17 protein-coding genes and 3 pseudogenes are annotated in these 17687 nt (G+C 60.2%); 10 read left to right on the top strand and 10 right to left on the bottom strand.

Features of this window, described 5'->3' with window-relative positions; translation table 11 throughout:
- The 4 genes from yidC to rpmH form a co-directional block, all read right to left on the bottom strand.
- The coding region (gene yidC, locus MTR65_RS15895) for a membrane protein insertase YidC (RefSeq protein WP_243801921.1) at positions 1-359 on the bottom strand (359 nt) is incomplete at its 3' end.
- Between the two features lie 24 nt (positions 360-383).
- A complete protein-coding gene (gene yidD, locus MTR65_RS15900; protein ID WP_144400923.1) occupies positions 384-650 on the bottom strand; it encodes a membrane protein insertion efficiency factor YidD in 267 nt (88 codons plus the stop codon).
- Positions 651-676: 26 nt separating this feature from the next.
- A complete protein-coding gene (gene rnpA / locus MTR65_RS15905) occupies positions 677-1144 on the bottom strand; it encodes a ribonuclease P protein component (RefSeq protein ID WP_243801923.1) in 468 nt (155 codons plus the stop codon).
- Between the two features lie 222 nt (positions 1145-1366).
- Positions 1367-1501 (bottom strand): 50S ribosomal protein L34, encoded by a 135-nt coding sequence (gene rpmH, locus MTR65_RS15910; RefSeq protein WP_039388288.1) that lies wholly within the window; start codon positions 1499-1501, stop codon positions 1367-1369.
- A gap of 248 nt (positions 1502-1749) precedes the next feature.
- On the opposite strand from rpmH, the gene MTR65_RS15915 reads away from it, so the two are divergent.
- Complete coding sequence (locus tag MTR65_RS15915) at positions 1750-2085, top strand: hypothetical protein (protein WP_243801925.1); 336 nt, start codon at positions 1750-1752, stop codon at positions 2083-2085.
- Positions 2086-2092: 7 nt separating this feature from the next.
- Here MTR65_RS15915 and MTR65_RS15920 read toward each other — a convergent pair whose 3' ends face one another.
- On the bottom strand, positions 2093-2857 hold the full coding sequence (locus MTR65_RS15920) for an alpha/beta hydrolase (RefSeq protein WP_243801927.1): 765 nt from the start codon (positions 2855-2857) through the stop codon (positions 2093-2095).
- Between the two features lie 166 nt (positions 2858-3023).
- Here MTR65_RS15920 and MTR65_RS15925 point away from each other — a divergent pair.
- From MTR65_RS15925 to MTR65_RS15935, 3 genes and pseudogenes are all read left to right on the top strand, one after another.
- Positions 3024-4163 (top strand): annotated as a pseudogene (locus MTR65_RS15925) (YifB family Mg chelatase-like AAA ATPase); the annotation flags it as partial.
- A 184-nt stretch (positions 4164-4347) separates the two neighbouring features.
- Positions 4348-6090 (top strand): recombinase family protein, encoded by a 1743-nt coding sequence (locus MTR65_RS15930; protein WP_268739492.1) that lies wholly within the window; start codon positions 4348-4350, stop codon positions 6088-6090.
- A gap of 386 nt (positions 6091-6476) precedes the next feature.
- Positions 6477-7157, top strand: coding sequence for a hypothetical protein (locus MTR65_RS15935; RefSeq protein ID WP_243801931.1), 681 nt, complete (start codon positions 6477-6479; stop codon positions 7155-7157).
- A gap of 203 nt (positions 7158-7360) precedes the next feature.
- On the opposite strand, the gene MTR65_RS15940 is transcribed toward MTR65_RS15935, so the two are convergent.
- Both MTR65_RS15940 and MTR65_RS15945 read right to left on the bottom strand, forming a co-directional pair.
- Entirely contained in the window at positions 7361-7945 is a 585-nt protein-coding gene (locus MTR65_RS15940) for a recombinase family protein (RefSeq protein ID WP_243801933.1), read from the bottom strand.
- A 450-nt stretch (positions 7946-8395) separates the two neighbouring features.
- Entirely contained in the window at positions 8396-8914 is a 519-nt protein-coding gene (locus MTR65_RS15945) for an HNH endonuclease signature motif containing protein (protein ID WP_243801936.1), read from the bottom strand.
- An 838-nt stretch (positions 8915-9752) separates the two neighbouring features.
- Here MTR65_RS15945 and MTR65_RS15950 point away from each other — a divergent pair.
- The 3 genes and pseudogenes from MTR65_RS15950 to MTR65_RS15960 all read left to right on the top strand — a co-directional run bounded on the left by MTR65_RS15950 (position 9753) and on the right by MTR65_RS15960 (position 12962).
- Positions 9753-11186: a hypothetical protein gene (locus tag MTR65_RS15950; RefSeq protein WP_243801938.1), complete on the top strand. Its 1434-nt coding sequence runs from the start codon at positions 9753-9755 to the stop codon at positions 11184-11186.
- 24 nt (positions 11187-11210) lie between these two features.
- Positions 11211-11986: pseudogene (locus tag MTR65_RS15955) on the top strand (IS1595 family transposase).
- Positions 11979-12962, top strand: a complete 984-nt coding sequence (locus MTR65_RS15960; RefSeq protein ID WP_243801940.1) for a P63C domain-containing protein — start codon at positions 11979-11981, stop codon at positions 12960-12962. Before MTR65_RS15955 ends, MTR65_RS15960 begins: the two are co-directional and overlap by 8 nt.
- Before the next feature lie 515 nt (positions 12963-13477).
- On the opposite strand, the gene MTR65_RS15965 is transcribed toward MTR65_RS15960, so the two are convergent.
- The gene (locus MTR65_RS15965) at positions 13478-13987 is read right to left on the bottom strand and encodes a hypothetical protein (protein ID WP_243801942.1); all 510 of its coding nucleotides are present in this window, start codon (positions 13985-13987) and stop codon (positions 13478-13480) included.
- Between the two features lie 203 nt (positions 13988-14190).
- Between MTR65_RS15965 and MTR65_RS15970 the strand changes: the two are divergent.
- Positions 14191-14571, top strand: a pseudogene (locus MTR65_RS15970) (magnesium chelatase subunit ChlI family protein); the annotation flags it as partial.
- Between the two features lie 3 nt (positions 14572-14574).
- Here MTR65_RS15970 and MTR65_RS15975 read toward each other — a convergent pair.
- Positions 14575-15150: an RBBP9/YdeN family alpha/beta hydrolase gene (locus MTR65_RS15975; RefSeq protein WP_243801944.1), complete on the bottom strand. Its 576-nt coding sequence runs from the start codon at positions 15148-15150 to the stop codon at positions 14575-14577.
- A gap of 187 nt (positions 15151-15337) precedes the next feature.
- On the opposite strand from MTR65_RS15975, the gene MTR65_RS15980 reads away from it, so the two are divergent.
- Both MTR65_RS15980 and MTR65_RS15985 read left to right on the top strand, forming a co-directional pair.
- Positions 15338-16006: a thioredoxin domain-containing protein gene (locus tag MTR65_RS15980; RefSeq protein WP_243801946.1), complete on the top strand. Its 669-nt coding sequence runs from the start codon at positions 15338-15340 to the stop codon at positions 16004-16006.
- Positions 16007-16028: 22 nt separating this feature from the next.
- Complete coding sequence (locus tag MTR65_RS15985) at positions 16029-16913, top strand: EamA family transporter (protein ID WP_243801948.1); 885 nt, start codon at positions 16029-16031, stop codon at positions 16911-16913.
- Here MTR65_RS15985 and MTR65_RS15990 read toward each other — a convergent pair.
- Positions 16910-17650 carry an esterase/lipase family protein gene (locus tag MTR65_RS15990; RefSeq protein ID WP_243802068.1) on the bottom strand — a complete coding sequence of 247 codons (741 nt, stop codon included), beginning with the start codon at positions 17648-17650 and terminating at the stop codon, positions 16910-16912. The two genes, MTR65_RS15985 and MTR65_RS15990, sit on opposite strands and share 4 nt — an antisense overlap.
- Between the last annotated feature and the right edge of the window lie 37 nt (positions 17651-17687).

Genomic DNA, 17687 nt, shown 5'->3' on the forward strand with positions numbered 1-17687 from the left:
CGAACAGGGCCCGAATCCTTGTCCACCGTCTCGCGGTGTTCGTTGAGAACCAGGTCATCGACCAGACCGCCGACCAGGTTGATCGAGCCCGACACCGCCGGGGCCTCGATCGCCACGCGCTCGCCCGCCGCCAGCGCGCTCTTGAGGTCCTTCTTTTCCAGCGCCACGGCGGCCGCATCGCGAAGGCCGCCTTCACGGGTCGGCTTGCCGGGCTCGGTCGCTTCCTCGGCCCCGCCGGCCTCGACCGTCTTCGTGGGCGTCTTGGCCTGCGGGTAGAAGTAGCCGACACCGGCCTCCCACCCGAAAAGCACAAGCGCCGTCAGAACGACCGCTAGAATGATGTTACGCTGGTTTTGCACGAAGGCTTTCCTGTCGTCGTCTCGTCAGTGGCAACAGCGGTCCGCCGATGCGGTCTCGCTCTTGGATTGGTTTTGCGTGCCGGGCACCGGATCGTAGCCGTGCCCGCCCCACGGGTTGCAGCGCAATAGACGCCATATCGCATAGCATCCACCCTTAATCGCACCGTGGGCACGCACCGCCTCGATGGCGTACTGCGAGCAGGACGGCGCAAAGCGGCAGGTGGGCGGCAGCACCGCCGAAGGGCCGAGCTGCCAGGCCCGCGCAATGGCAATCAGCAGCAGGCCGGGCAGCCGCGCGAGGAAGGCCAGGAGCCGCTTCACGGCGCCACAGGCTCCGGCACCGAAGAACCGGCCTGTCCGCCCTTTGCCTGGCCCTTACCCCGGTCCGCGCTCGAATGCTTGCGGGGAGGTCGCTTGCCCCGGCGAGGTCCGCGCGGGGGATCGCCCTTCCCGTCACGCGCCCGCCCGAGCGCGGCAACAAGCTCGTCGCGCAGAAGCGAGAAGTCGCGCTCGATACCGTTTTCGCGGCCGATCAGGACGTGGTCGGTATCGGGCAGGCCGTGCTCGGGCAGAAGCTCGCGCAGGAGCGCCCGGAAACGGCGCTTCATGCGGTTGCGCACGACCGCATTGCCGATTCGCTTGGTCACCGTGATGCCCGCGCGCACACCCTTGCCCGCATTGCGATTCGCAAGCAGGACGAAGCCCGCACGCGCCACCCGCGTGCCTTTGTTGGCCGCAAGGAAATCGGAGCGCTGGCTCAGGATCTGGTAGGGGGTCTGGGTCATGGCAGGCCGGAGCCTACCGCGGCGCGGCAGGCGGGCAAGCTCTCATCGGGCGAATCGCCGATGCGCCTCGACCGACGGGCCGGAGCAGCGGCGGATTCCCAAACGACGGCAGCCCGCGCAATCACCGGAAACCTCCCGAAGGAGACCCTGGCGCCTGCGCGGGCCGCGACGTTCATTTCCACTCTCCGGACGCGCGCCCGGAAAGCGGGAATGCCAATAAGATCAGGCCGAAAGCTTCTTGCGGCCGCGAGCGCGGCGCGCGCGAAGCACCTTGCGGCCACCGACGGTCGCCGTGCGTGCGCGGAAGCCGTGACGGCGGGCGCGGACAAGGCGGCTGGGCTGGAAAGTGCGCTTCATGTCAGTCCTCGAATAGTTCAATTGGCCCGTTCAAGGACCGAACAAAAAGGCCGCCTGCTGCGAGACGACCCCAAATCAGATGCGCGCCGATACGTGAGCGGGAAAAGAGAGTCAAGTTGAGGGCGGCGATTCGTTGACCCCAAGGGCGATTTCTTGCGCTTTTGGTCCGGCCGTGCTGTTCCTTGCCGGCAACCGCCCCTGCCCATCGACACCCCCGGGCGACCGCCCCGCGCCAACGGAGCCCAGACTTGATCCTCATCGTTGCCGGACTCTTCGTCAGTTTCCTGGCCCTCTTCGTGCTCGCAAGCCTGCTGGAGCATCTTGTCTTCAAGCACCTCCTTCGCCGCGCCACCGCCATCAAGCTGCTTTCCACGCTGGGAGCATGGCTGATCGGCGGCGTAACCATTGCAGGCTCCGCTGGAGAGATGCAATCCGACCTTGATGCGGGCTTCCTGGGCACGATGCTCGTGGGCCTTCTCGCTCTAGCCCTGCCTGCGGGCATTCTTGCGGTGATCGGCTATCTGGGCGCACGCCAGCGCGCCAAAGCCAACCTGCCCGAAGATATCGAGAGAACCTTCTCCTGACGCCCCGTCAGGAATGCGCGTCGAGATCCGAGAGGGCAACCGCCCCGTCAAGCGGCACCCACAGACTCATCACGCCCGCGCCAAACCAGCGCGCTTGGGTGAAGGGGACCGAATTGGTCATGGCGTAGAAGGCCTCGGCCTCGAGCGGGCTCATGCCCATGTGCCGATAATAGTCGACATAACGGCGGTTCACCGGCGCGCTGAGCGCGTAGTCACCCGGCTGCAACCCATCCTCATCAATCCAGGAATGGACCGCGAACTCGGCACCGGGATCGGCGAGGCGGCGGGTGCCCGCCAGAAACAGCTCCACCCCGCCCGAACGAACCGAGCCGCCCGAGGGCACATGCGTGGCAATGCCGTGCGAGCGGATCAGACGCCCGAGTTCCAGGTTGGCAAGGTCATCGCGCGTACCGGGACACTCGACCATCTCGAGGACAGTGATGCCCGGATAGTCGCGCAGCATCGCGGAGAACTGGGCCGGACTGCGCGGCCCGGTTGCATCGACAAGTGCCGCCCGCGCGCCATCGAGCACGCGAAACGGGCCATAGGCCGCTTCACGCCCGGTCAGCTCAGGCAGGGAAACGTCGAGAACGGCACCACCCGAAGCCATGAGGCGCGACCTGCGCGCACCGGGCCCGGCAAGGGACGTGTCATCAAGATCGAGCGCTTCATAAGCCAGACGCTGCGCCGCCGCCGGAGAAGCCCCGCACAGGGCGCCAAGTCCCAGGGTGGAGGCCAAAATCGGCAGAAGAGCGGCAGTGAATGAGCGCATGGACAGAGAATGCCTCCTGGAGCCTTACCCAATCCGCGAGAGATGCGGTTAAAATGCTGTAAACTTTCACTCTCGCAACGCATTGTGGCTCGACAGGTCGCACCCTCGATGCAAATACTGCTCGAAATACGGATTAATACTTAGTCTATTCGTGGCAGGTACCTTTGTGGTCGCACTCATTTCGACGGTAGCTTATCTGGGCCTCGAAGCCCGCGCCGTCGAAGTACAATGCCAGGTAGCGCCGGGAATGCCCGGCTTCGCGCTGGTCGGCCTGCCCGACAAGGCCGTCGGGGAAAGCCGCCAGCGCGTCAGCGCCGCCTTGACCGCGATGGGCCTTGCCCTCCCGCCCAAGCGGATCACGATCAATCTCTCGCCCGCCGACCTGCCCAAGGAAGGCTCGCACTACGACCTCCCGATTGCGCTCGCCCTGCTGACCGCGATGGGCCTGCTCGATGCCGAGCAGATGGCCGAAGTCATTGCCGTAGGTGAACTCGCGCTCGACGGGCGGATCATCCCCTCCCCCGGCGTCCTCCTCGCCGCGCTCCATGCCAGTGCGGCCGAGAAAACCCTGATCTGCCCTGCCGCCCAGGGGACCGAGGCAAGCTGGGCGAACGGGGTTCCAGTCACCGCCGCGCCCGACCTCGTCAGCCTGCTCAACCACCTGAAGGGCACACAGGTCCTGCCCCGCCCGGCGCCCGGCCGCGTGGAGGCCAGCACACCCGGGCCCGACATGAAGCAGGTGAAGGGCCAGGAGACCGCCCGGCGCGCGCTGGAGATTGCGGCCGCTGGCGGGCATAACCTCTTGATGTGCGGACCGCCCGGCGCGGGCAAGTCGCTGCTCGCCGCCTGCTTGCCCGGCATCCTGCCCGAGCTGACACCTTCCGAAGCGCTCGAAGTCTCGATGGTCGCCTCGGTCGCAGGCACGCTGGAGGAGGGGCGCATCAGCCGCGCGCGGCCCTATCGCAGCCCGCACCACTCCGCCTCGATGGCCGCGCTGACCGGCGGCGGGCTCAAGGTCCGGCCCGGCGAAGTCTCGCTTGCGCACCTGGGCGTCCTGTTCCTCGACGAGCTTCCCGAATTCCAGCGCGCGGTGCTCGATTCGCTGCGCCAGCCGCTCGAAACTGGGGAGATCAGTGTCGCGCGGGCCAATGCGCACGTGACCTTTCCCGCGCGGGTCCAGCTGGTGGCGGCCATGAACCCGTGCCGGTGCGGACACCTGGGCGACCCCGCACTTGCCTGTTCGCGCGCGCCCAAGTGTGCGGCCGACTATCAAAGCAAGGTCTCAGGCCCGCTGCTGGACAGTATTGTTGCTCTTTTCAAGCGATGGTATGAGCGACTTATGCAAGACATTCCGCCAGTTGATAGGTCACACCCGGACGCCGAATGGTTGGCTGAGCTAGATCGACAAGGGGTCGAGCGCCTCAAGTCCCAAAGGCAGCGTTTTCGCTGACACCTCCCGCCTCCCACTTTTCCTAAGTCCAAGGTCTACAATGCAAGCTGTCCAATATGCCCGCTGGTCCTCGATGGAGCAGACCAAGGGATCGACCCTAGCCCGCCAACTCGACGCCACAGCAACTCACATCTCGGAAATGGGTTGGGAGATTTATCGCCCCCCCCTGATCGACCGGGGGAAATCCGCTTATACTGGCGATAACATCGAAACTGGTCAGCTAGGTAAGTTCGCGAAGTCGATCATGACCGGTACCGTCGATGCGACCAGCCTCGTGCTAGTCGTAGAAGAACTAGACCGCCTCTCACGTCAGCCCGCCGACGTGATGCTTTCATGGTTATCCCCGCTTGTGCGGCGTGGATTATCCATCAAAGTGGTCAGCACCGGTCAGATGATCTCGGTCGAAATGCTCGACCACGATATGGGCGGGCTGATGATGATCCTCATCACGGCATTTGGGTCACACACTGAGTCCCGAAAAAAGGCAGGTCGAGTTGCTGCCGCGTGGGAGAAAAAGCGTGAGGCTGCTCGCGATGGTCAGGCCACGATTCAGCGCAACCACCGCCATCCCAAGTGGATCGAAATTGCAACAGACGGATCGTTTTTCGTCCCTGAGGATAAAGCCCGAATCGTCCGCATGATTTTTGAGAACCGCATTGCCGGGATTGGAAAAGGTCTGACGGCGAAAAAGTTGAACGAGCTTTCGCAGTCCGATCCAGCATATGCACCATGGCCGCTGAATGCAGGGGAACGCAAAGCCCCCAAGATGTGGACGCCAACGTATGTTGGTCGCATCCTCGCAAACCGGGCCGTGTTGGGCGAATGGCAGCCCTACCATCGACCTCGGAAGGGTGCAGCCACTCCGGCTGGTGACCCCATATCGGATTTCTACCCGCAGGTAATCGACCCGGCGACTTTCGCCCGCGCGAATGAGAAGCGGCTTGTGGACGCCCTCAAGCATCAAGGCCGTGGACGCGGACTGAGCAACCTTCTCGGCACCCGCGCGGCTTGTGGCTCATGTGGTGGGCGCATGGACGCACTCGGATCGGCGCGACCGTTCATCAACAAAAAGGGGGAACAACGCCGCCATTATTTCCTCTATTGCCGAGCAGCCAAGGTCGCGAAGACGTGCGACAACGAACGCGGTTGGCCATACGACAAGGTCGAAGGCCCCCTCCTCGACCGAATTCTCACGCTGGCAATGGATGACCAACATTTCGCAGGCGACATAGACATCTCACCACTAGAGGCAGCCGTGCATAACGCACGCGCTACTGTGATGGAGACCGAGCGAAGGATCGGCATCCTCATCGACACATTGGAAACAGTCCCGAGTGATGCCGTGCGGGAGCGCTTGTCGATGCGTCAGAATGAGCTCGCCATCGCCAAAGAGACAGTCGCGAAAGCGCAGGAGGAACTTGCAGCCGCGCGCGGCAAGGTTTCCCCTGCTGAACACATTCGCCGAGTTAGCGAAGTCCGCGCGAATATGTGGGCAGAGGATGCAGACGAACGTTTCGAGGCCCGCCGCAAGATAAAAGAGGCACTTTCGGACGTGATCGACGTTATAAAATTTGATCCTGAGACCGGCAAGGTGCGGGTAAGCCTGCGTAATGGAGTAGCTGTATTCTCAATTACCGCAGATGGGGAGATCGTTCACGATTTCGATCTCCTAAAAGATAATGATAATTTCGAATACATCAGTGACCCAGAAAAGCGGGCGACGTTGATGGCATATAAGTCCCGACGCAAACGTACCAAGACCGCGAAAGCCTTCTCCTCATAGCGGTAAGGAACGTCCGAGGAAAATACCTGTACGTCCACGCTATAGCTTCGACTTCCTGCCCCCCCCTTAAGACACTCATGAATATCACCGACATCACCAACATCGACCACTAGGCTCTTGCCCGCGAGATCGACCTCGACCGGCACGGCCCCAATGGGCCGAAATCTTCCGGCCCATTGGGGCCATCGCAGTCGCACGAACGGGTCCACCGACAGGCTGCGGCTCTGCCTCGTCGAGCTTGCGCCTACCGAGGCCTCCCGTCTTTTCTTTGATATTCTTGGGGGTTGCGGTTCCGGCCATGCAGGTATTTATGCATAGCCTCAATCTCGCATGGTTCGTGCGCCACGCACGACAAAGGCTAAGGATTGGTAGCTCAGGACTCTAGAATGAAATATATTTTGACAGCCATTTTCACTTTTTTATTAATTCATTTCAATAAGGCCGAGAGCTTTCAAGATGCAGGCTTCCTAGCAACAACTTCCGCCTACATAGTAGGATTTATCGTCGGCCTCATGGGGTTAATTATCGGCGAAAAAATAAGAAACACCATAAAGCCCGATTTTGTAATCGCAGATTCCGTGTCATCTTTGGCAGCCTCCCACATATTCTGGTCATTTGGAATGCAGACAATAGGTTGCTTCCTAGGAATAATTCTTGGCGCTGCCACGATGTTCAGCCTACTGGGACCAACGAAAGTCGAACGCACTCAAGACAAAGACGCCCAAGCCTTTATAGATGGCCAACCTCTTGTTTCAAAAATAATGATGGACAACCCTAAAGCAGTTCAACAAATACGCAGAACTGTAGAAAAAGAAAATGGCGCAAACGCCACAGGCAATTACCATTTAACAAATGAAGAACGCGATTTATGCACAACACACCGCCTAATTAAAGAAATAAAAATGGAGAACTTGAGCAACGCCGATCACGAATTAATCCACAATTACAAAGCAGCCTTAACGCGAAAAATGGAATCCAAGATGATTCGCACAGATGGCAATTACGCATGCTTCAAGAGAGACAAGGAGTGCAAAAGCAAAAGCTGCGGTGCCAAGACGCTATACTAGAAGTGCAACTAAATAGCATTTATCAGAAATAATTTATTAAAATAACCTTGTGAGATGCAGGCATTCTCGCATGCCCATATTTAGTCAGAGGCGACGAATGGCCCGACAGAGTGCATTTGATAAGATACGCGCGGGGCTAGAGGATGCCATCGCCTATGCAGAGGGCGACGAGAAACGTGGACGTCGCGTGGAACCCAAGGGACCTAGCGAGCGCGACAATAAGACTTCACCGTCGTCAGGCAAATCCCGAACTGCCGTGCGGTCTGCGCGATTGAAGCCTTGTTGTCCTCGCGCCATGCCCTGACCGCCTCAGGGTCGTGGGCCATGGGTCGGCCCGTCAGGATAGTCTTGCCACGATGGGTGCGGCCCGTGCGCGCGAATACCTCTCGTGCGGTCTCTCGACCGGCACTTGTGCGGGCGACGATCCTGCGCCTCTCCATTTCTGCGAATTGGGCCATGAGGTTGAGGACGACCTCACCGATCTCACCCTCGACGTATCCGAGACCTTGCACATAGAGGCGGATGCCACGGCCTTTGAACTGGTCTCGATAGGTCGTCTGTATATCGATGCTATCTCGTCCGAGGCGGTCGATTGCGGTGACGAACACGGTATCGCCGTCGCGCATGTAATCCGCCATCGCGGAGAAACCCGGCCGGGTCATTGCTACCGTCGCACCCGACGTGGCCTCATCGGAGAACTCGCGGTCGAATGGTCCACCGAGATCATGGCGCTGGGATTCGATGGATTGGTCGGCTGCGCTGACACGATAGTACGCAATGTTGGCCACGGGTGCCCTCATGTAGTCGGAAAGATACACCGCGATAATGGCTAAGGTAGAAACCTGCGTCTAGTATGTTTCCGACCATATCGCGAGATCATGTCGTGCATGGTCGGAAACCAACACCTTGTTGACCTAGTCGTCAGGGAACGTCGGTGTCCAGCCACAGTCGCGGCCACCACAGTTTCGGCACCTCAGTTTGCCGGTGAGATCGTCGAGGCGCGAAACCTTACCAACGAGTGCATCCGGGGAAATCTTGGTCACATGGCCACACGCACACGACACCCGCAACCAGTAGCCATGGCGGACGAGGTCTGATCGGGTGCGGAGACGGTAAGAGGCCATCGTCTCGCGATAGACTATGATCGGAACATTTCAAGAACGATATGACAACGATTGATACCGGACGCAGAAAAGCCGGGGTTGTTTGCCCCGGCTCTCGTGTCCCCTAGAGGCGTTCTAGACGTCGTTGATGTGGTCGAGGTTGTCGAACTCATCCATAATGCCGGTCATCCAGCTGTCTCGGGTGGCGATCGCGGTTCTGAGATCGGAGACAGGATCGGAGCGGAGGGTCGCGCCGTTCCGGGTGATTTCGACCTGATATCGGGTACCCATGGACTTGGTTTCCCGCGACCGGATGTATTTCGCGCCCGATGCGGCTCGGGAGGGACGGTTGCGGTTGTTCTGATCGACTGTCGCGGCGCGCAGGTTGGACCACGTATTGTCGTCCTTGATGCCGTTGATGTGATCGACGTGGTGATCTGGCCAATGACCCGTCATGGCGAGGTGCGCGAGACGATGCGCGTAGTAATTGCGCCCATCGACATAGACCTCGACATATCCAAGGACCTTATGGCGTGATCCAACGACCTTGCCGTTTCGTGTGACCTCACCCGTTTCGGGGTTGTAGTTGTACGAGTGGATTAATTTATCGAGATTTGCCGCATTCGACAGGGATTCGCATTTTTCCTTTTTCATATATTTAATTATTTTTTTTATGAAAAAAGCAGACTAAAGAGCCCTAAAATCGGGTTTTTTATTCATTCCATAGGTGTCACGGGTACCACTTATTCCTTCGGGGGAGGATAATGTAAGGTCGCGGTCACGACCTGATCGCTCGCCGCGTGCGACCTGCATGGATGGACGCCCAGAGGGATTCCTCGAAAATGACTTCGGGCAATCAAGGGCTATGCCCCTGTCATAATGGATGTGGTCGCGAGACCGCGAAGACGTGGAGCGAATGACCGTGAGCGCAGCGAGTGGCCATGAGAGACGTTTTCGCATCTGGACGACCGAGGCCCCGCCGAGGTCGCCCTCATCCATCTTGCTCCGCTACATCCCTTGTCAAATGTCCATGTCGATCAACTGGTATCGGCCCATCGTCCTCCTGACCTGCTGTCATCCGGCCTCTCGACCTCAACGAGCCCCCCGCCCCCCTCACGTCATGGCTTCGCTCATGACATTCGCGATCCGGTGCCCTCGCCTCCACTTCGCTCCGAAAGAAATGGAATCAGGCCCCATGCCTTTGGTAAGATCGACCCCAATAACAAGCCCCCCATGTAAACGACCCATGCAATGTAACGCTCACCCCTATACATTAGGAATAAAAAGTTACACCATTCAAGTGATGCCCGCATCATGAATGGATGATGTTATAAATGTTAACCACATAAAACTGGCGCTTCGCGGCTGCGAATATAAGATACCGCGCGGAAAAAGAGGAAAAATGACAGATTTTTATTATGACGCACGCCCGTGCGGATTAGGAAAGACTTACCGAGCTATAACAGATATCATCCAGAACTCCGGACGTTACTTGATCGCCATCGAGCGCAAAGAGCGTCTCTACGCGTTTCAGGGCGATGTCCGTGCGCAGGCGTATCAGCACGGCGTCCATATCGAGACCCGCGCCATCCACTCGATTGACCGCAACAACGCACGATACAACGCCGATGGTGAGCGCATCACGGTCGGCTCGACCAACGTGCGCAAGGACGTCGAGGCCCTGCCCCACGTGATCGCCCCGGATACCCATGTCGTCGTGATCGTGACCCATGAGGCCCTCAAGTCTGCGGACCTCGATGCCTTCGCGGGCTGGCATCTCGTGATCGATGAGACCCCGGACATTTGGGATTCGCAGACGCTCAAGGTCGAGGTTGAGGCTACCCGGACATTTTTGCGCGACAACTATGAACTCGTCCCGGTGACTGATGGTCGCTCATACCTCAAGCCTCGTCGCGCGCTCGGTGCCATCGATCAGGTCTCGATGACCAACGACACCATATTCTCCACACTCTCGACCATCCATGCCCGCATACAGAGCCCGTCCGCACGCGTCACCACTGACCTCACCTCATGGGACGATCTCGCGAAGAAAACGTCGATGTCGATTTCGTCGATCTGGTCGCCCGAGACCTTGCTCGCATTTTCCACGGTCACGATCTTGGCCAACGCCTTTACCGAAAGCGTCACGTATGGCCTCTATCGGTCATTCTGGCCAGACATCGAGTGGCAGGACCTTGCGCGAAAAACGGTTCGCCGGTTCGCTCATCGCAAGGTCATCATCTCGTACTATGTCGAGGCCCACCAGATTGGCCGCCATTTCGTCGATACCGGCAAGGGTGGATGGTACCTGCAACGCATCGCAGAGGACATTTGCAAGAGGATCGGAGACGACGATCACATTTGGATGAGCAACCCGGCCAACATGCCTTTCCTGCGCGATCTTGACGGTGATGCGATCCTCCCCGGCAATCACCTCGGACCTCGTCAGGCCGGATCAAACAAGTACGCGCACGTCCATTCCTCGACCATGCTCTACACGGCCAAACCGACCACGGACGAGGCGCGTTGGATGGATGAGATCGGCATCTCCCCGGACATGATCGTCCAGTCTCGTGAGCGCGAGATCATGTTGCAGTTTGCCTGCCGCACGAGCGTCCGCAAGGCATCCTCGACCGCGACAGTGTGTCTCTATGTCTACGACAAGGCGCAGGCCGACTATCTCGCATCCTACTTCGTCTCTACCGAATATTGCCACGCTGAGACCAACCTCATCGATCTCGGATTTGCGCACGACGTTGCCAAGACTCCCGCTGGTCGCCCTCGTGTCGTGAGGACGCTGGAGGAAAAGCGCGCGATGGCCAACGAGCGGGTCAAGCGTCACCGCGCCAAGGCCAAGGCGCAAAAGGCGAAGGCGAAAACTCTGGGGGCCACAAACCTAGCTAGCCAAAATGAGATTGACACCTAACTCAAATTTGGCTAGCTAGGTTCCATGACCGGCAAGCCCGAAACCATAAGCCTGTATCAGTTCTTCCAGAGGTTTCCGAACGAGGAGGCCGCGCGGCAGTATTTTGAGCAGAACCGCTGGGCTGGCGAAGTCTCCTGCCCTCACTGCGGCAGCCCTTCGGTGGCCGAGGTCAAGAACCACAAACCGATGCCGTATCGCTGCCGCGACTGCCGCCAGCATTTCAGTGTCCGCACTGGAACTGTCCTCGCGGAAAGCCGCCTCCCGCTGCACAAATGGCTCATGGCGATCTACATGATGACCACTACCCGCAAGGACATCCCTTCGGCGCATATGGCCCGTGAACTAGGCATCACGCAGAAGTCTGCTTGGTTCCTCGCGCAGCGCATTCGTGAGACTTGGCTGCCCAAGAAGGATGGCGGCATGGGCGGTCATGTCCAAGCGGACGAAACCTGCATCGGCACAAGCATGCCACCCCCGGCGCTACAGTAGTGAATGACACTCACGGCGGCTATGTTGGCCTTGAGGTCACTGAATTTAACCAAATCCGCATCAATCATTCGGTCGGTGAGTATGTTCGCGGCATGGCGCACACCAACGGCATTGAAAGCTTCTGGTCGCTTCTCAATTGCGGCTACATTGACATCTACCACTACATGAGTGCCAAGCACCTTAACCGCTACGTCAACGAATACTCGTTCCGCCATAACACTGCGAAGTTGGGAACGATGGAATTTATCGAAGCGACCGCAAGTCGCATGATTGGCAAGCGCCTAACCTACAAAGGTCTTATCCATGCCTAATGACAAAAACATCATTGAGCCAATCGATGCCAGCTTTGATGATGTAACGAAGGCGCTGGCTCCTAGATTGAAATCACCAGTTAATAGCGGCCTGCCGATTGCAAAGTATGCTGGCACACTGACGATAGGTGAAGCGGAGATAGGCTGCGCTGTCCTCGACGATGGTACGCGCCTGCTGACACAAAGCGATATGATGAGGGCGCTGGGCCGCGCACGCCAAGCGAAGGGGCGCGGCTTTTACGATGCTGACGTCAACCTACCTGCATTCCTTACAGCAAAGAACATAAAAGAGTTTATTCCCAATGACTTATATGTGACGTCAAGCCAGATAGAGTTTTTCATGCCGAACGGCCAGAAGGCATTCGGTTACAAAGCAGAATTGTTGCCGCAGGTTTGTGATGTTTACCTTGAAGCAAGGGATGCTGGCGCACTTGTCCAATCCCAGCTTCATATCGCGAGACAGGCGGAAATCCTTGTTCGCAGCCTTGCGAAGGTCGGCATCGTCGCACTTGTCGATGAGGCGACAGGTTACCAGCGTGATCGCGGTCATGACGCGCTGCGAATGCTTCTCGAAAAGTATATCTCGGAAGGACTACAAAAGTGGATTCACACCTTCCCTGATCCCTTTTTTGCGGAACTTGATCGTCTTTATGACAATGCCCCAACCACATCACGATCGCGGCCACAGTATTACGGGCGCTTTATCAATAAGTATGTCTATGATCCGATTGAGCATGGTTACGTGAAGGCCAAGCTAAACGAACTTAACATTACGGATGATGGAAAGCGGCGAGCACGTTTTCACCAATGGCTAAACGATGATGGTCGCACCATCCTAACGCGACAGATCGGTAAGGTCGAAGGCATCATGGAAATGTGCGATGACATTGAGCACTTCAAGCGCGTAGCACGACGGCAGAAGTCAATCTCGGTTGCACCGTATCTCTTTGATGAAATGAATAAAATCATCGATTGATGGCGGCGTTATTGCGGGGCGGGGCATGCGCTCCGCTCCGGTCCAATTTGAGTGGATAGTTAGGTGTATAGGGCCCAAATCCCCCACCCCCAGCGATTGACAAAAAAGAGCCGGGATAGTGGCAAAGCGATCCCGGCTCGGATTTTTGAAAACAAATTGGAAGATACACGCGGGTTGCAATCGCCATGATCTCCGATTGCCAAACGAGGACGTTTGAGAAACTCCTGCATTTATACACGAGCGGGGAATCTGATGTCGATATCTTTCGACGTGACGTTGGAGGCGAGAGCATGGGGCCGGTCGCCTTTGCCCCCCGCCCTCGCCTCCTTACCTTGTGTGCGCAATACTCGTCACGCTTTCGTGTCGCAAGTCTCAATGCCCACATGAGTTTCCTCACACGAGATCAGGTCGCGTTTCTGGACAAGATGCCGGATCGAAGATGCCGGGACTACCTTCGTGAGTTCTGGCTACATGCAAACTGGCTCAAGGCAGAGGATGCTGCCAAGGACCTTTGATCATAGGTGGTAGAGGTAATAGGGGAGTTCGCTCTCATCGACACCCTCGGTTTGCTTCTCGCATTGAGCTACTACTGTCTCCAAAATTGCATCAACTTCATCTGGATGGTCAACAACAGCACGCATACCGATCACAAGGCGACACACGATTATAAACTCATTCAAGTAATGATATGCCGTGACAGTTATTGATGACATCTGCTGATATCGCTTGGCCTCTTCCCCCATTTTCATAGCGACATCTTCAAGCTCATCCAACATAACCTCTCGGTCTGCATCCGACTTTTCTTCTCGGTTATATCTTCTCGCGGAAACCGCCTCGCGACCTAGCGTTCGATACAAGGCTTGGGCACTCTTGCGGAAACTGTCTTCAACAAGCGCGTCACGCTTCCTTGCCTCTTGGCGATCCTTAGCACGAGTAACGTGATCACGAGCAGTCACCCATAGCGCGATGATCACGGCCAACATTGACCCGATGCCCGAAACCCAATCCGCGACGTTGCCCCACACGATCTCATTTGGACAGAACACACCGCCCCCCTTTCCAATTCCCGCACCCCACGGCCTGACCCAAATATGGTCGATTTAGTTCGTTCCGCCAATCACTTGCCGTGGGCAATTTTGTGGTGCGAAGACAGAGCAGGAGCCTTGGAGAGTGCCAGCAATGGTGACATCGAACCGATGATGTTTTTCACTTGAAAAGAGTCACGTTTCTGGATCGCATTGATTTGCACGTCGACGTCGACCCGGTGCGCGCGATTGACCTCGCCCGGCCCGGTTCCTCCGAAGACAGCGCCACAGTAGGCGCGCGCGTACGCCGCGCCCGTGCGCTTCAGACCGACCGGCTTGCTGGCACCGGCGCGCGCAGCAACGCCGAACTTCAGGGCGAGGCGCTGGAAACCCACGCAAGCCCCGACGAGGCAGGGCAAAAGCTCCTCCTCCAGGCCGCCGAAAGTCTCCACCTTACCGCGCGCGGCTACACCCGGATCCTGCGCACCAGCCGCACCATCGCGGATCTTGCGGGTGCCGAGACGATCGGACGCGCGCACATCGCCGAGGCGTTGAGCTATCGCCGCCAGCCGCCCCGCGCGTAGAACTCACATACAGGCGCGCGGCTGGCCGCATCCCGCTGCGAAGGCCGCCAAGAGGCGCTGCCCTTCCTCCCAATCACCAAGCCCGCTCTCGGCGTTGATATGTCCACATGGGCCGATGTCGAGGAAACCGGCTCCGCGCGCCTGCGCAAAATCCTGCGCGAAAGCGGGCGAGGCGTAAGGGTCATTGCTGGAGGCCAGGACGAGCGCGGGGAACCCAAACGCAACACGCGGCACGTCGCGAAACCCCGCCGAGGCTTCGCGGGGGAACGCAGGCCCTTCCGGATCGGGCGGGGCCACCAGAAGCGCGCCGGCTATGCGCCCTGCCGTGACATGCACAGACTCGCCCTGCCGCGCGGCCCAATGCGCCGTCAGCAGGCAGGCCAGCGAATGGGCGACCAGCACCACCGGCCCCTCGGCCTGCTCCAGCCCCCGTTCGAGCGCGGCCAGCCAATCTTCCAGATCGGGCCGATCCCAACTGGCGGGCGCAAACCGGGAGGCGTCCTCCACCCGCGCTTCCCAGCGCGATTGCCAATGAGCGGGGCCCGAGCCACCGAAACCGGGAAGGATGAGAAAGGACATGCGAACCTGCCTGCCGCCTGATGAGGGTTGCGTGGTTGGCCCGATGCACCCGGCCCAGACGCCTGAACAGGCACTTTCTCTGTCGCCCTCAACAGATAAGCTACCATCTTGGCGATTGCGCCCGCCAAGCCAAGCGGGCACAGCGAAAGCGGTGAACGGCATTCCCGCCAGGCTGAGGATATTTTCGATGGGCAACGTTTGGAACCGGCGCCAGGTGCTGGCACAGGCCGCCCTTGCGCCCGCCGCGCTCTCCACGCTGGCCCTATCCACTTTGGCCAAGCCTGCTCGCGCGCGGATCATCGACACCGGCTTCGAAGGGCTGGTCGGAGAGCGGGCCGAAGTCGCGCTCGATCTCCTGCGCGCCTCGCGCCAGGCCAGCTTCGGCGCGGGCAAGGACGTGTGGGTCTGGATCTCCTCACTCTGCCCCTACTGCCAGAAGTATTTCCGCGAGTTTCCGGATCTGACCGTGCCGGGCTTTCGCGTCCACTACATCCCCTTCATCCTGGGCGAAGGCGAGACAGGCGCGGTCCTGAAGGTCCTCAACGACCCGAGCCAGGCCACTTTCCTGAAGTTCATGCGGCGCGAACTGAACGATGCGCCAAGCGTGGCCTACAACCCGTTCTACACAGGGGCCCTCGACTACACGGGGAACGCCACCACGCTTCTGTCACGCCACCATGCGCATATCCGCCTGGTCCAGAGCGCCTACGACGCCGATGCGGGCTTCCCGGTCGAAACCGGGCTCAACCGCCAGCTGTCCACCCCGCGCACGTTCTTCCGCACGCAGAAGGGCGCCCTGCTGATGTGGGGCGGAGGCTTTGGCAAGGCCCAGTTCGAGCGGCTGCGCGAGCTGTGACACACCCCAGCCGGTCGCGCCGATGAGCCGCAGCGGCGCGCCGCCATTGAGCGCGGTCGGCGCGATCCTCGCCGCGCAGGTCTCAATCCACGTCGGCGCGGCGCTCGCCAAGGACCTCATCGGCGACCTTGGCGCCGAGACACTGGCAGCCATGCGCACGCTCCTCGCCGCTGTGATCCTGCTCCTCCTCGTGCGGCCCCGCCTGTCCCGGCTCTCTGGGCGCCTGCCTGTGTGGATCATGCTTTACGGCCTCGCGCTGGGCGGCATGAATCTCCTCATCTACGAGGCCTTCGCGCGCCTTCCACTTGGCGTTGCGGTGGGGGTGGAGATCTGCGGGCCGCTGGCGATTGCGCTGGGAGGGGCGCGGGGCGTGAAGGAATTGGCCTGGCCGGGGCTGGCCGTCCTTGGCCTCCTTGCCCTCGTCCCCTGGCCGGGGCGTGCCCATGCCCTCGATCCCGTGGGCCTCCTTGCGGCGCTGGGCGCGGCCACCTGCTGGGCGCTCTACATCCTGCTGGGCCGACGCGCGGCGCAGGCCGGGAGCGGCACTGCCGTTTCTTTGGGCATGGTCGCGGCCTGTCTCGTGACATTTCCCGCCGCACTGGCCAGCGGATCGGGCGCCCTGCCCGCATTGCCGGTTTGGGGCCTTGCCCTGGTGGTGGCCCTGCTGTCGAGCGCGCTGCCCTATGCACTGGAAATGCACGCCATGGCCGCCCTTCCCGCCCGCATCGTCGGCCTCGTCGCGAGCACCACGCCCGCCATGGCCGCGCTTTCGGGCTACCTGCTCCTGGGCGAGCCCCTGACAGCCTGGCAGATGCTGGCCATCGCGCTGCTGATCGCGGCGGCGGCGGGCTGCACGCTCACGGCCCGTTCTCCCGTAGCAAAGGTGACCGATGACCCGCTGACCTAGTCGGCGCAGGTGGCCTCGTCGTGGTCGACCTGGCGCAGGACTTCCCCGATCACCCGCGCGTCGCTGGCAAAGCCAAGGTGCGAGCAGCGGATTGCCACCGCGCGGTCGCGCTCGGCAGGCCAGCCCTTGGCCGAGCGGGGATGGATCACCCCGTCGCGCGGGCTCCACAGCGCGATGGTGGGCACTGGCGGCTTCTCACCCAGCACGCATTCGATCGGCGGCGCATCTACCGCATGGCCGGTGATGACCTGGTAGGCGCGCCAGGCGTTATTGGCGCGCGGATTGCCCGAAAAGGGCGTGCCCATGGTGATGACCTTGGCAACCGCCTCGGGCTGGCGCCGCGCGATCTCGCGCGCAAAAAGGCCGCCCAGGCTCCAGCCGACCAGCACGACTGGCCGACGATGGGTCCGCGCCAGCGCCCCCACCCGCTTCATCAGGAAAGCAAAGTTCTCCGGCGTCGGCCCGAAATTGACGCCAAGGCCCCATTCGTGGACCTCGTGTCCTGCCGCCGCCAGCGCGTCGGCCATCGGCTGCATCCTCTTGGGATGTGCGCCGAAACCGGGAAGCAGCATCACCGGCTGGGGATGGCGCGCAGGAGCGACCCGGGCGGCCTCCCCGCGCCCACGTCCCCACAAGGACGCGAACTCGCGCGCAAAGAGGCCAAGCGCGGGCTTGCGCACACCGGGCGGATGCGGCTGGCGCGCCAGCGCCGCACGGCGCAGCACTTCCCCGCGCATGTCCCCCCATGTGTCCCACGTCGGCTGCTTCACGTTC

It is taken from the genome of Novosphingobium mangrovi (assembly GCF_022818885.1).
Lineage (GTDB): Bacteria > Pseudomonadota > Alphaproteobacteria > Sphingomonadales > Sphingomonadaceae > Novosphingobium > Novosphingobium mangrovi.